This window comes from Microbacterium resistens NBRC 103078 (genome assembly GCF_001552355.1).
Classification (GTDB): Bacteria; Actinomycetota; Actinomycetes; order Actinomycetales; family Microbacteriaceae; genus Microbacterium; species Microbacterium resistens.
This window is the reverse complement of record NZ_BCRA01000119.1, coordinates 1-13,206: the sequence shown is the minus strand read 5'-3', so window position 1 is coordinate 13,206 and position 13,206 is coordinate 1. Positions and strand designations below refer to the sequence as shown.

Here is a 13,206-nt window from a genome sequence, read left to right as displayed (position 1 = left end):
CGGGGCACGTCCGCGGTCGCGCCCGCGTCGGCCGGGACGATGACCTCCTGCGCGGCGGCGACGTCTCCGTCCGGGGTGCGCACGACGAGGTCGCCGACCGGCGCACGGCGGGCGAGGACGGCCAGGGCGATCGGGCCCAGCTCGTGGTGTCGCGCGACGGACGTGACGTGACCGACCTCCTCCTCACCCGCGAGCACCGGGGATCCCGGCGCAGGAAGCAGATCGTCGCTGCCGTCGAGGTGCAGTGCCGCGAGGCGACGGGGAGGATGCCCGAGGTTGTGCACCTTCGCGACCGTCTCCTGTCCGCGGTAGCACCCCTTGTCGAGGTGCACGGCGCTGCGGATCCAGTCCGTCTCATGCGGAAGGGACCGCTCGTCCACCTCGCGCGCCCACCGCGGCCGCCACGCGGCCACGCGCAATGCCTCGGCGGCGAGGGATCCGGCCCACACGATCTCCGGGTCCGCGACCAGCGCGGCCGCGGCGTCGGCATCCACCACGGCGGCGCGCCAGTGGAAGTCGGCGCCCGGGTGGGCCTCGCCCCGGTGGTACTGGTGCCCGCCCGGTCGCACGTGAGGCCACGGATCCGCCCAGATCACCGGGGTCCCGGCCGGGGCGGCGGCCGCGCGCTGCGCGGTCTGCTCCGCCGGGCCGCCGGCGAAGAACCCGATCACGGCGAGCTCGGGATGGAGGGCGACGGTCACGTCGGCGCGGAAGACCATGCGCGAGAGCCAGGCGGCGAGTCCCTCGGCGTCGGCGGCATCGGCGATCAGCCAGGCGGACACCCCGTCGTCGAAGATCGCGGCCGCGTGCTCGACCCGTCCCTGCGGGTCGAGCACGAGGAGCTCGGTGCTCTCCCCCGGGGCCAGACGCGCCACGGATTGCGAGGTGATCGAGTCGAGCCAGGTGAGCCGGTCGTTCCCGCGCAGCTCCACGACGGTGCGGTCGCCGAGCGGGCTGAGCGCTGTACCGGCGATCAGAGCGCGCTGTTCGCGCACGGGATCGCCGAGGTGTGTGACGAGGCCGTCGTCGAGGACGGCCGAGGCGAGTGCCGAGAAGGCGTCCACGATCGTCTTACACCTTCGCCAGTCGTGCCGACGCATGCGAGCGCAGTTCGGAGCCCAGCGCGGCGACGTCCCAGGCCCACAGCAGGTGCCCGTCCACGAGGCCGTACATCCGGGAGGCGGCGGTGTACGCGCGCGCGCCGGCCGGGCGCACGACGGCGTCCGTGGCGATGTCGATCCGCGGACCGTTCGCGGTGCCGAGATAGAGCTCCATCGTCCCGTCGGAATGGGCGAGCGAGACCTCGATCGCGAAGCCTGCGGGGGTGCGCAGCGCCTCGACGTCCTCGGCGGTGCGCGGAGCCGGGGCGGGGCCGCTCGTGCCGACGGCCCAGGCCGGCGGGAGCAGGCCCGGTCCGGCGTCCGCCTCGTCGTCCGGGCGGGACAGCCGCCAGAAGCCGGTCTCGGCGACGAGGGGCACGGGGGCGGCGTCCTCGGGCAGGAACGCCGCGGTGGCCGCGTAGTTGAGGAAGGGTCCGCCGTCGTGGCTGAAGCTCACGCGGTGGCGGAACTCGCCGGTGTAGCGGACGCCTGCGGCGTCGTAGTCGATGACGCCGGTGCCCTCCCAGACGCCGAGCAGCCACGACAGCGGCCCGATGTCCGCGGGGAGTCCGGTGGGGAGATCAAGCATGGGCACGCTCCTGTTCCGCGCGGGCGGCGGACGACCGGGGGGCGACGCGCGTCAGCGCTGGCCGCGGAAGAGGTTCACGAGGACGACGCCCGCACAGTAGGCGATCGCGAGGGTCGCCAGACCCAGCAGACCCACGAAGAAGAGCTCGAGCGCGACGAAGTCCATACCTCCACTGTACCTTCTCCCGCTCTTCTCCCGCTCTTCTCGCACTCTTCTCTCGTCCCTCTCCGCCTCTTCTCCCGCGTTCTTCTCGCGCGAGAACAGGCGAACGCGCCAGAACAGGCGGGATCGCGCACAGGATGCCTGATCCAGCGCGGTCGCCTGACGAGGCGCGGTCGCGGTTCGCCGTCAGAGGGCGAAGAGCGACCCGATGGCGAAGCCGACCGACACGACCCCCATCACCAGCAGCGCGCCGAGGGCGCCGGTGGCGGCGCGGAGGATGAACCCGCGGGTCACGCCGCGCAGGAGCTGGGCGGCGAACGAGAACAGGATGCAGGCACCGAACCCGATCATGAACCACGTCATCGTCGCGTCGCGCGGGGCGAACACCCCGACCAGGATCGCAGCGACGGCGCCGACCGCCCACGTCGCGGCCAGGCCCCAGATCGGGCGGCGCGGTGCGAGGACGGGTTCCGACATGCCCCCATTGTCCCCCATCCCCGCGGCTATCATGGTGCGCACGAAAGGTACTGTGTGGCGCTCCTCCTGGTCTTGACCCCGTCTCCCTCCGCGGAGCCGGTCCTGCCCGCCCTGGAACTGCTGAGCCACCGCGTGCGCACCATCCCCGCCCAGCCCGCGGAACTGGTGACCGCCCCCGAGGCCGACGTCGTCGTCGTGGACGCCCGAGCCGACCTCGTCGCCGCGAAGTCGCTGTGCACGCTCATCCGCGCGACGGGGCTGCGCGCTCCCCTCCTCCTCGTCGTCACCGAGGGCGGCCTGGGCGTCGTCAACGGCGACTGGGGCATCGACGACGTCGTGCTCGCGACGGCGGGGCCCGCCGAGATCGACGCGCGCGTGCGTCTCGTCCTCTCCCGAGGGCACGGCCCCGAGGAGCCGGTGCGGGTGCAGGCCTCCGGCGTCACGATCGATGAGCAGTCCTACTCGGCCAAGCTCCACGGTCGTCCCCTCGACCTCACCTACAAGGAGTTCCAGCTCCTGCACTTCCTGGCGACGCACCCGTCGCGCGTCTTCACCCGCGAGCAGCTGCTCAGCGAGGTCTGGGGGTACGACTACTTCGGGGGGACCAGGACGGTGGACGTCCACGTGCGGCGCCTGCGGGCGAAGCTCGGCGACCAGGAGCAGATCATCGGCACGGTCCGAAACGTCGGATACCGGTTCAACGTCGAGGAGGAGGGCGAGCAGCGCACCGTGGAGAGCGGCACCGGCTGAGCCGGAGTCACCCGGCGTCGCCGCGTTCACTCGCCCGTCACACAGCGGTGATTAGATGTACCCCATGATCGATCCGGTACTGGCAGACTCTGGCCTCGGCGACGCGGAGGACGACGACTTCGACGCGATCCTCGACACCACCGACGACCTCCTCCCCGACGATCGATACCTCGACCGCGAGCTCAGCTGGCTCGCGTTCAACCAGCGGGTGCTGGAGCTGGCCGAGGACGAGACCCTGCCGGTGCTCGAGCGGGCCAACTTCCTCGCGATCTTCGCCAGCAACCTCGACGAGTTCTTCATGGTCCGCGTCGCCGGGCTCAAGCGCCGCATCGTGACCGGGCTGGCCGTGCCGACGAACGTCGGCCGTGCGCCGGCCGACGTCCTCGCGGACATCTCCGCGGAGGCGCACCGCCTGCAGCTGCGTCACGCGGAGGCGTGGACCACGTCGGTCCGCCCCTCCCTCGCCGACGCCGGCATCGAGATCGCCGACTGGGAGGAGCTCAGCAGCGACGAGCAGGCCGGCCTGACGGAGTACTTCCAGTCGAACGTCTTCCCGGTCCTCATGCCGCTGGCCGTCGACCCGGCCCACCCGTTCCCCTACATCTCCGGCCTCTCCCTGAACCTCGCGATCCGGATCCGCAACGCGCGCACCGGGAGGCAGGACTTCGCCCGGCTCAAGGTGCCGCCGATGCTTCCGCGTTTCGTCGAGGTGCGCGGAGGAGGCGGAGGCGGCGCGTTGCGGTTCATCCGCCTGGAGGAGCTGATCGCGAATCACCTCGGAGACCTCTTCCCCGGGATGGAGGTGCTCGACCACCACGCCTTCCGCCTGACCCGCAACGAGGACGTGGAGATCGAGGAGGACGAGTCGGAGAACCTGATCCAGGCGCTGGAGGCGGAGCTGCTGCGGCGCCGTTTCGGTCCGCCGATCCGCCTCGAGATCACGGACGACATGGACGACGTGACCCTCGACCTCCTCCTGAAGGAGCTGGACATCACGGACCAGGAGGTCTATCGCCTCCCGGTGCCGCTGGATCTGCGCGGCCTCTTCGACCTGTCCAAGATCGACCGGCCCGACCTGCACTACCCGCCGCACCTGCCGACGACGGCCGTGGCGTTCCAGCCGGGGGACAACAACGAGCGCGCCGACATCTTCAAGGCGATCCGCAAGGCGGACGTGCTGGTGCACCACCCGTACGAGTCCTTCGCGACGAGCGTGCAGGCGTTCCTGGAGCAGGCCGCACGGGACCCGCACGTGCTCGCGATCAAACAGACCCTCTATCGCACGTCCGGCGACAGCCCCATCGTGCAGGCGCTGATCGACGCGGCCGAGGCCGGCAAGCAGGTCCTCGCCCTCGTCGAGGTGAAGGCGCGCTTCGACGAGGCGAACAACATCGTGTGGGCGCGAAAGCTGGAGAAGGCGGGGGTGCACGTCGTCTACGGGCTCGTCGGCCTCAAGACGCACTGCAAGCTCGCCCTCGTGATCCGCCAGGAGGAGGGCACGCTCCGCCACTACTCGCACGTCGGGACCGGCAACTACAACCCCAAGACGAGCCGGCTCTACGAGGACCTGGGACTGTTCACCGCGGATCCGCAGGTCGGCAAAGACCTCACCCGCCTGTTCAACGAGCTGTCCGGCTACGCGATCGAGAAGAAGTTCAAGCGGCTCCTGGTCGCGCCGCTGCACCTGCGCAAGGGGCTGCTGCGTCACATCGAGAAGGAACGCCAGCAGGCGTTGGCCGGCAAGCCCGCGCGGATCCGCATCAAGGTCAACTCGATGGTCGACGAGCAGATCATCGACGCCCTGTACCGCGCGAGCATCGCCGGGGTGAAGGTCGAGGTCTGGGTCCGCGGCATCTGCAGCATCCGCACGGATCTGCCGGGCGTGAGCGACAACATCACGGTGCGAAGCATCCTCGGCCGATACCTGGAGCACTCGCGGATCTTCGCGTTCGACAACGACGGAGACCCGCAGGTGTACATCGGCAGCGCCGACATGATGCACCGCAACCTCGACCGACGCGTCGAGGCGCTGGTCCGGGTCGCCGCGCCGGCGCACGTCAAGGAACTGCTGTCGTTCTTCGACACCGCGATGGCCTCGACGACCTCCTCCTGGCACCTGGGCGAGGGCGGACTGTGGACGCGCCACTCCGTGGACGCGGACGGCGTGGCGCTGACGGACCTGCAGGATAAGACCATGCTGCAGATCCAGCGTCGTCGCCGCCCGCGGGCGGCCCGATGAGCTCAGCGCGCTCGGAGAGTCACGCCGTCTACGCCGCCGGCGGGCTGGTGTGGCGGATCGTGGACGGGAAGCTACGCGTCCTGCTCATCCACCGCACCAAGTACCGCGACGTCACCCTCCCGAAAGGAAAGGTGGATCCCGGCGAGATGCTCGCGGAGACCGCCGTCCGCGAGATCTTCGAGGAGACCGGGATCCGCGTCGCGCTCGGCGTGCCGGTGGGCGTCTCCCGGTACCGGATGGCGAACCGCAAGCAGAAGGTCGTGCACTACTGGGCCGCGGAGGCCACCGAGGAGGCGATCCGGGCCTCCGCCTTCGTGCCGAACCGCGAGATCGCGGCGATCGAGTGGATGAGCCTGAAGAAGGCCCGCAAGGCGCTCAGCTACCCCGTCGACGTGGAGATCCTCGATGCGTTCGAGGGACTCGTGGAGGACGGGATCCGGGAGACCTTCCCTGTGATCGTGCTGCGGCACGCCAAGGCCCAGCCGCGCTCGGACTGGGAGGGGACGGATGCCTCCCGCCCGCTCACACCGCGGGGTCAGGCGCAGGCGGAGGCGATCGTGGGCCCGCTCCGGGCCTTCGGCGTCCGCAAGATCGTCACGAGCGACGCGGTCCGCTGCCGCCGTACCGTGCGGCCCCTGGCCCGCGCCCTGGGGATCAAGAGCGTCAAGACGGAGCTCATCAGCCAGGACGCCTGGGAAGAGGGGCGGGCCGATCCGCGCACGGTCGTCGGCCGACGCGTCCGCGCGGGAAAGCCCGCCGTCCTGTGCAGCCACGGTCCGGTGCTGCCCGACCTGCTGCGCGAGGTCGCCCTCGCGACCGGCACCCCGTCCGGGTCGTACCTCTCCAGCGCCGCCGCGCTGGAGGTGGCGGCGTTCAGCGTCGTCCATCTGTCGGCGACCAACCCGGGCTCCGGGATCATCTCGATCGAGACCCACGCCCCCAAGGCCTGACCCTCCCCGCTCCGCGCACGGTCGATCGTCGGTCAGAGGGTGGCGGCGCCATCCTTGCGGAGCACAGCGCCTCGATACCCCTCCGCCGAGACGTGCCGGGGACGCCTCGGCGAGCGCCGACCGGCCCCGATCCGTTCACCTTCCGTTTACCCCCGCGGGAGAGTCTCGTTAACCGGCGCTCCTAACGTCACTGTGTGCCCTGCACCGGGCCCCACCCATTCCACGATCGAACGGATCCACAGTGAAGATCTCCCGAATCGCTCGAATCAGCGCCATCGGCGCCATCGCCGCGCTGGCCCTCGCCGGCTGCGCCGCGAACGAGGCCCCCGCCGGCGGCGACGGCGGCTCCACCACCGCTCCGTCCGACGGCGCGTCCGCGCTCACCGGCAACCTCGTCGGCTCCGGCGCCTCCTCGCAGCAGGTCGCGATCCAGTCCTGGACCGCAGAGTTCCAGAAGACCAACGCCGACGCCACCGTCGAGTACGACCCGGCCGGCTCCGGCGCGGGCCGCGAGTCCTTCCAGCAGGGCGCCGTCAACTTCGCCGGCTCCGACCGCGCGTTCAAGATCGACGAGATCTCGGCCGGCGGCTTCGAGGCCTGCGCCGCGGACTCCGAGATCGTCGAGATCCCGGCCTACATCTCCCCGATCGCCATCGTCTTCTCGCTCGACGGCATCGACTCGCTGAACATGGACCCGCAGACGATCGCGGGCATCTTCGCCGGCAAGATCACCAAGTGGAACGACCCGGCCATCGCCGCCACCAACGAGGGCGTCACGCTTCCGGACGAGACCATCTCGCCGGTGCACCGCTCCGACAAGTCCGGCACCACCGGCAACTTCACCGACTACCTCTCGCAGACCGCGGGCGACGTGTGGACGGCGGGCTCCGTCGAGGAGTGGCCGGCCGAGCTCGGCGGCGAGGCCGCGGAGAAGACCTCCGGTGTCGCCAACGCCGTCAAGGGCGGCCAGGGCCTGATCGGCTACATCGACTCCTCCCAGGCCGAGGGCTTCTCCTCGGTGAAGGTCAAGGTCGGCGACGAGTTCGTCGAGCACTCGGCCGCCGGCGCCGCCGCGACCCTGGACGCCTCCAAGATCGAAGAGGGCCGCTCCGAGGGCGACCTGGCGTTCGAGATCGACCGCACCACCACCGCCAAGGGCGCGTACCCCGTGCTCCTGGTCAGCTACCTCATCGGCTGCACGCAGTACGAGGACGAGAACATCGCCGCGCTGACGAAGGCCTTCTTCAGCACCGCGATCAGCGCCGAGGGCCAGGACGCCGCCGCCGCCAACGCCGGCAGCGCCCCGATCTCGGACGACCTGCGCAGCCAGTCGCAGGCCGCGATCGACCTCATCAAGTGAGACGCGGACGGTCTCCGGGGTGCGCACGCATCCCGGAGACCGTCCCATGTCCCGCACCTCCCCTGACTCCTCCGGCACGCCCGATCACACCGAACAGGAAGCAGCACCCATGACAGCCTCCCCGGCGCAGGCTCCGCAGCGGATCGTCGCCAAGCGGCGCGCCGGCGACATCTGGTTCTCCGGGACCGCGGTGGCCGCCGGATCCATGATCATGATCACGCTCGCCGCGGTCGCGATCTTCCTCGTCGTCCAGTCGATCCCCGCCTTCAGCGCCACTCCCGAGACCGCATCGGTGCTCCGGGGGAACTTCTGGCAGTACGTCGGCCCGCTGCTGTTCGGGACCGTCTGGGCCGCCTTCCTGGCCCTTCTCATGGCCGTGCCGCTCTCCATCGGCGTCGCCCTCTTCATCACCCACTACGCGCCGCGCCGGCTCGCGCAGGGCCTCGGCTACATCGTCGACCTGCTGGCCGCGGTGCCCTCCGTCGTCTTCGGGCTCTGGGGCATCCTCGTCCTCGCTCCCGCGGCGCAGCCGGTGTACGGCTGGCTCAACGCCCACGCCGGGTGGTTCCCGCTGTTCTCGGGCGAGCTGTCCAAGACCGGGCGCACCATCTTCACCGCGGCGATCGTGCTCGCCGTCATGGTCGTGCCGATCATCACCGCGATCTGCCGCGAGATCTTCCTGCAGACCCCGCGTCTGCACGAGGAGGCCGCCCTGGCGCTCGGGGCCACCCGCTGGGAGATGGTGCGGATGGCCGTGCTGCCGTTCGGCCGCTCCGGCATCGTCTCGGCCTCCATGCTCGGGCTCGGCCGCGCGCTCGGCGAGACGATGGCCGTGGCCATGGTCCTGTCCGTGAGCGGCGCCGTCACCTTCCAGCTCTTCACCTCGACGAACCCGTCCACGATCGCCGCGAACATCGCCCTCACCTTCCCCGAGGCGTACAAGGTGAACATCAACATCCTGATCGCGACGGGCCTCATCCTCTTCATCGTCACCTTCGCGGTGAACGCGATCGCACGCTGGATCGTGAACCGCCGCAAGGAATTCTCGGGAGCGAACTGACATGACCCTCACTGCCCCCGACACCGCCCGCGGGACCCTGGCCCGCACCGCGACCTCGCTGAGCTCCGGCCATCTCCCCCGCTGGGCCCCCTGGGCGCTGCTGGTCGGCTCCCTGGCGATCGTCGCCGCCCCGTTCGGGATCGCGAGCATCAGCTCGGGCTCCGAGTTCAACCTCGCCGGGACCCTGATCCTCGGCGCGGTCGTCTACCTCGTGCTCATCTACGTCCTCTCCCGCATCGTCGAGGACGGCCGCAAGGCCACCGACCGGCTCATCACCGGCGTCGTGACGGCGGCCTTCGCGATCGCGATGGTGCCGCTGGTCTCCGTGGCCTGGACGGTGGTCGCGAACGGCATCGCCCGCTTCGACGCGGACTTCTTCAGCATGTCGATGCGCGGCGCGATCGGCGAGGGCGGCGGCGGCCTGCACGCCATCATGGGCACGCTCCTGGTCACGCTCGCCGCTACGCTGATCTCGGTGCCGATCGGCCTGATGACCGCCGTGTACCTGGTCGAGTACGGCCAGGGCGGACGGATGGCCCGGGCGATCACGTTCCTCGTGGACGTCATGACCGGCATCCCCTCGATCGTCGCGGGCCTGTTCGCGTACGCCCTGTTCGCGCTCATCTTCGGACCCGGCGTGCGGATGGGCATCATGGGGTCCGTCGCCCTCGCCGTGCTCATGATCCCCGTCGTCGTCCGCTCCAGCGAGGAGATGCTGCGCCTGGTGCCGAACGAGCTGCGCGAGGCCTCGTACGCCCTCGGCGTGCCGAAGTGGCTGACGATCCTCAAGGTCGTGCTCCCCACCTCGATCGCGGGCATCACGACCGGTGTCATGCTCGCCATCTCGCGCGTCATCGGCGAGACCGCGCCGCTGCTCATCACCGCCGGGTTCACCGACGCGATGAACTACAACCTCTTCAGCGGGCGCATGCAGACCCTGCCGGTCTTCACGTACTCGCAGTACGCCTACCAGGGCATCCCCGCCGAGGCCTACGTCGATCGCGCCTGGGCGTCCGCCCTCACCCTCATCATCATCGTCATGGTGCTGAACCTCATCGCCCGCCTCGTCGCGAAGTTCTTCGCGCCCAAGACCGGCCGCTGAGCCCCGATCCGCCAGCGCCTCCGACTCCCAGAAGGAACACCGTGTCCAAGAGCATCGAAGTCAACAACCTCAACGTCTACTACGGCGACTTCCTCGCGGTCGAGGGCGTGTCCCTCGACATCGAGCCGCGCAGCGTCACCGCGTTCATCGGCCCCTCCGGCTGCGGCAAGTCCACGTTCCTGCGGACGCTGAACCGCATGCACGAGGTCATCCCGGGCGCGCGCGTGGAGGGCGAGGTGCGCCTCGACGGCGAGGAACTGTACGGACCCGGCGTGGACCCCGTGAGCGTCCGCCGCCAGGTGGGCATGGTCTTCCAGCGTCCGAACCCCTTCCCCACCATGTCGATCCGGGAGAACGTCCTCGCCGGCGTGCGTCTGAACAACAAGCGCATCTCCAAGAGCGACGCCGACGCCCTCGTCGAGCGGTCGCTGCAGGGGGCGAACCTCTGGAACGAGGTCAAGGATCGTCTGGACAAGCCCGGTTCCGGCCTCTCCGGCGGCCAGCAGCAGCGTCTGTGCATCGCGCGGGCCATCGCCGTCTCCCCGGACGTGCTCCTCATGGACGAGCCCTGCTCCGCGCTCGACCCGATCTCGACCTACGCGATCGAGGAGCTGATCGGCGAGCTGAAGAACGAGTACACGGTCGTGATCGTGACGCACAACATGCAGCAGGCGTCGCGCGTGAGCGACAAGACGGCGTTCTTCAACATCGCCGGCACCGGCAAGCCCGGCAAGCTCATCGAGTACGACGACACGGCGACCATGTTCACGACGCCGTCCGTGCAGGCCACTGAGGACTACGTCTCCGGTCGCTTCGGCTGATCCGCACCGCTCCTCCGCAGCCCGCACCCCCGGCCGCGGCTGCGACTGCGAACCTGCGTCGAGTGGTCAGTTTCTGTGGGTTCAGGCGCGCTGAACCCACAGAAACTGACCACTCCTCGTCTGTCGGCGGGCGGACGCGGGTCAGTCGCGCGGCGAGAGGAGATACGCGTTGAGCGCGGCGGTGAAGGGGGCGTCCACTGCGAGCGGCCGCCCGTCGATCTCGCGGATCGGCGCGGCCAGCCGGACGCTGGAGACGAGCCAGGCCGCGTCCGCCGCGACCAGGTCCGCCGCAGGGATCCGGGCGTACTCCGCGGTGAGCCCGAGCCCGGCGAGGTGCTCGTAGACGCTCAGCTGGGTCGTGCCGTGCAGGATCCCGCCGGACGGTGCCGGGGTGACGAAGCGGTCGCCGATGCGCAGGATGAGCGACGCCGTGGGCGCTTCGAGGACGAAGCCGTCGCTGCTGAGGAAGATGGCGTCGTCCGCCCCGCGCCGGTGCGCCTCCCGGAGGGCCGCCATGTTCACCGCGTAGGAGAGCGTCTTGGCCCCGAGCAGCAGCCACGGCGCCCGCTCGGCGGCGCCGATGTCGTATCCGCGATCCAGGGTGACGACGCGGACCCCCTGGGTCCGCGCGGCGGAGAAGTCCCCCGCCGGGGTCACGGTCGCCCAGGCCGTCGGCGTCGGCCCGTGCTCCACTCCCCGGCTGAGGATGAGCTTGATCACGGCCTCCCCCGGCGGGCACTCCGCGGCCGCGACGGCGACCGCCTGTCGCCACTGCTCGAGGTTCGGCTCCGGGAGCTCGCACAGCCGCGCCGAGTGGGCGAGGCGCTGCACGTGCGCCTCGGTCTCCTGGGGATGCCCGTCGACGACGCCGATCGACTCGAACACGCCGTCTCCGCGCTGGGTGCTGAGCTCGCCCACGCTCAGCGCGGGCGCCGAGGGATCGGCCGGGGTGAACGAATCGGAGAAGTCCGCGCGCTCCTCGGCGGCGTCGGCGGGGACGATCAGGAGCGCGAAGCGGGTGGCCATGGATCGAGCATAGGCGCGCGGCCGTCTCGGACCGGTCAGCGGCCGTCTCGATCCGGGAGCCGTTCCCCAGACCGGCCGTCGGGAATACTCTCTGGGCCGACGCGTTACACTGTGATGGCCGGGCCGCATAACCCCGGGCTCCAACTTCTGCCGCTGCGAGCGGCCTTCCGCCGAGAGGCGTTCTTGCGGCCCGGCCCTTTCGTATCCACCGCCCTGCATGGACTCGGTGCGAGGGGCGCCCCGCGTCAACGCGCAGCGCGTGCGCGCCGGATCAGGCATACGCGGGAGATCAGGCGCTCGTGGACACCCCTGGCCTGATCCCACGCTTTTGCCTGATCCCGCGCGCCGGAGGGCAGCGTCAGGAGAAGGCGGCGACAGGAGCAGGCGGCGTCAGGAGCAGGCGGCGTCAGGCCAGCATGCCTTGGCGCCAGGCCCCCGCCGACGCTGCGAGGTCGAGGGCGTAGCCGCTCAGCCGCAGCGCGCGCCGCGTGAGGCCGCCTGCCCGCTCGGGCTCGGTCGCCTCGTAGTCGTCGGCGAGGTGCGTCGCGCCGGAGGCCTGGATGCGGCAGAACGCCGCCGCCCGCTCCAGCGCGACGGCGAAGTCCCCGCGGAAGGCGCCGCGGAGGATGGTGTCGATGAGCGCCACGAGCTCCTCCGGCCCGGCGGGGCTCGGCGCACCGGCCACCACGGCGTCCACCGTGGACAACTCGGTCCGGCCGCGCTCGTAGAGCAGGGCGCTGGTCGCGGGATCGCCGTGGATGGAGGCCTGCAGGACGTACAGTCGCCACAGCGCCCCCGGCAGAGAGCGGGACGTCGCCGTGGACCACAGCTCCGCGATCTCGTCGATGCCGTGGGAATCCGCGTACGCGATCAGCCGTTCCGCGCTGGCCCCGCTGTCGTCGGCGCGCACCCGGGCGAGCAGGGCGGAGGCCGTCGCGTGCGCGATCCGGGTCTTCTCGGCAGGATCGTGCGCGCCGACGAGGTTGTCGAACGACTCGTTGGGTCGGCGGACGGGCCGGTGGAAGTCCTGAGGCACCGGTCCAGGGTACGCGCCCGACGACGGACGTCCGCCCGGAACCGAGGAACGCGGTGCCTCACGACGTGGGGATCGCGACGATCGGATCCGTGGTCGGCGCGCCCGTCGCGGAACCGCCGGCCCGCTCGACCGTGATGGCGAGAAGGTCGCCGTCACGGAAGGCTCCTTCCAGCGCCGCCGTGCCGTCCGGAGCCGAAAGGAGTCCCGCGGAGATCGGCTCGTCGCCGCGGACGAACCAGAGCTCGTACGCCTTGTCGTCCGGGAGCGCGGCCATCCCTTCCGTCACGAGCACCGCCCGGCCGAGGGAGGAGGACCAGTGCGCCGTCACCGAGCCGCCCTGGGCCACCTCCGCCGTGCGCTGCCGGGCGTCCGGAGCCTGCTCGATCTGCTCCAGCGCGACGACGGCGGCCGGACGCAGGATCGCGGGCAGCAGCGTTGCCGCCCCCACGCCGAGGGCAGCGATCAGCGCCACCGATGCCGCGAGCGCGAACAGTCGGCGCGAGCGGCGACGCGGGTGGCGGTCGGCGCCGGCGG

The 13,206-nt window shown here is 70.9% G+C and carries 13 protein-coding genes; 7 read left to right on the top strand and 6 right to left on the bottom strand.

Annotated elements, in window-relative coordinates:
• From ygfZ to MR1_RS16305, 3 genes are all read right to left on the bottom strand, one after another.
• Window positions 1–1,100, bottom strand: a 1,100-nt coding sequence (gene ygfZ, locus MR1_RS16315; RefSeq protein ID WP_067249370.1) for a CAF17-like 4Fe-4S cluster assembly/insertion protein YgfZ, incomplete at its 3' end; no start/stop codon positions are given.
• Window positions 1,072–1,689, bottom strand: a complete 618-nt coding sequence (locus tag MR1_RS16310) for a nitrobindin family protein (RefSeq protein ID WP_067249364.1) — start codon at window positions 1,687–1,689, stop codon at window positions 1,072–1,074. The genes ygfZ and MR1_RS16310, both read right to left, overlap by 29 nt.
• 348 nt (window positions 1,690–2,037) lie before the next feature.
• Entirely contained in the window at window positions 2,038–2,328 is a 291-nt protein-coding gene (locus tag MR1_RS16305; protein WP_067249361.1) for a hypothetical protein, read from the bottom strand.
• Window positions 2,329–2,382: 54 nt separating this feature from the next.
• On the opposite strand from MR1_RS16305, the gene MR1_RS16300 reads away from it, so the two are divergent.
• The 7 genes from MR1_RS16300 (at window position 2,383) to pstB (ending at window position 10,610) form a co-directional block, all read left to right on the top strand.
• A complete protein-coding gene (locus MR1_RS16300) occupies window positions 2,383–3,078 on the top strand; it encodes a winged helix-turn-helix transcriptional regulator (protein ID WP_067249360.1) in 696 nt (231 codons plus the stop codon).
• Window positions 3,079–3,142: 64 nt separating this feature from the next.
• Window positions 3,143–5,317, top strand: coding sequence for an RNA degradosome polyphosphate kinase (locus tag MR1_RS16295; protein ID WP_067249366.1), 2,175 nt, complete (start codon window positions 3,143–3,145; stop codon window positions 5,315–5,317).
• On the top strand, window positions 5,314–6,267 hold the full coding sequence (locus tag MR1_RS16290; RefSeq protein WP_067249356.1) for an NUDIX hydrolase: 954 nt from the start codon (window positions 5,314–5,316) through the stop codon (window positions 6,265–6,267). The genes MR1_RS16295 and MR1_RS16290 overlap by 4 nt, the downstream gene beginning before the upstream one ends.
• Before the next feature lie 241 nt (window positions 6,268–6,508).
• Window positions 6,509–7,627 (top strand): phosphate ABC transporter substrate-binding protein PstS, encoded by a 1,119-nt coding sequence (pstS, locus tag MR1_RS16285; RefSeq protein ID WP_067249353.1) that lies wholly within the window; start codon window positions 6,509–6,511, stop codon window positions 7,625–7,627.
• A 109-nt stretch (window positions 7,628–7,736) separates the two neighbouring features.
• Window positions 7,737–8,687, top strand: coding sequence for a phosphate ABC transporter permease subunit PstC (gene pstC / locus MR1_RS16280; protein ID WP_067249350.1), 951 nt, complete (start codon window positions 7,737–7,739; stop codon window positions 8,685–8,687).
• A 1-nt stretch (window position 8,688) separates the two neighbouring features.
• Window positions 8,689–9,789 (top strand): phosphate ABC transporter permease PstA, encoded by a 1,101-nt coding sequence (pstA, locus tag MR1_RS16275; protein WP_067249348.1) that lies wholly within the window; start codon window positions 8,689–8,691, stop codon window positions 9,787–9,789.
• A 41-nt stretch (window positions 9,790–9,830) separates the two neighbouring features.
• Entirely contained in the window at window positions 9,831–10,610 is a 780-nt protein-coding gene (pstB, locus tag MR1_RS16270; protein WP_067249345.1) for a phosphate ABC transporter ATP-binding protein PstB, read from the top strand.
• A gap of 141 nt (window positions 10,611–10,751) precedes the next feature.
• Here pstB and MR1_RS16265 read toward each other — a convergent pair whose 3' ends face one another.
• The 3 genes from MR1_RS16265 to MR1_RS16255 form a co-directional block, all read right to left on the bottom strand.
• Window positions 10,752–11,636, bottom strand: coding sequence for an aminodeoxychorismate lyase (locus MR1_RS16265; protein WP_067249344.1), 885 nt, complete (start codon window positions 11,634–11,636; stop codon window positions 10,752–10,754).
• 406 nt (window positions 11,637–12,042) lie between these two features.
• On the bottom strand, window positions 12,043–12,672 hold the full coding sequence (locus tag MR1_RS16260) for a DNA-directed RNA polymerase subunit beta (RefSeq protein ID WP_067249341.1): 630 nt from the start codon (window positions 12,670–12,672) through the stop codon (window positions 12,043–12,045).
• A gap of 58 nt (window positions 12,673–12,730) precedes the next feature.
• A partial coding sequence (locus MR1_RS16255) for an anti-sigma factor (RefSeq protein WP_067249337.1) occupies window positions 12,731–13,206 on the bottom strand: 476 nt, incomplete at its 5' end.

Excerpts from the sequence above, each read along its gene's own strand:
- MR1_RS16265 (WP_067249344.1), bottom strand. The coding sequence starts at position 11,636 with ATGGCCACCCGCTTCGCGCTCCTGATCGTCCCCGCCGACGCCGCCGAG.
- pstC (WP_067249350.1), top strand. The coding sequence starts at position 7,737 with ATGACAGCCTCCCCGGCGCAGGCTCCGCAGCGGATCGTCGCCAAGCGG.
- MR1_RS16295 (WP_067249366.1), top strand. The coding sequence starts at position 3,143 with ATGATCGATCCGGTACTGGCAGACTCTGGCCTCGGCGACGCGGAGGAC.
- MR1_RS16310 (WP_067249364.1), bottom strand. The coding sequence starts at position 1,689 with ATGCTTGATCTCCCCACCGGACTCCCCGCGGACATCGGGCCGCTGTCG.
- MR1_RS16290 (WP_067249356.1), top strand. The coding sequence starts at position 5,314 with ATGAGCTCAGCGCGCTCGGAGAGTCACGCCGTCTACGCCGCCGGCGGG.
- MR1_RS16305 (WP_067249361.1), bottom strand. The coding sequence starts at position 2,328 with ATGTCGGAACCCGTCCTCGCACCGCGCCGCCCGATCTGGGGCCTGGCC.
- pstA (WP_067249348.1), top strand. The coding sequence starts at position 8,689 with ATGACCCTCACTGCCCCCGACACCGCCCGCGGGACCCTGGCCCGCACC.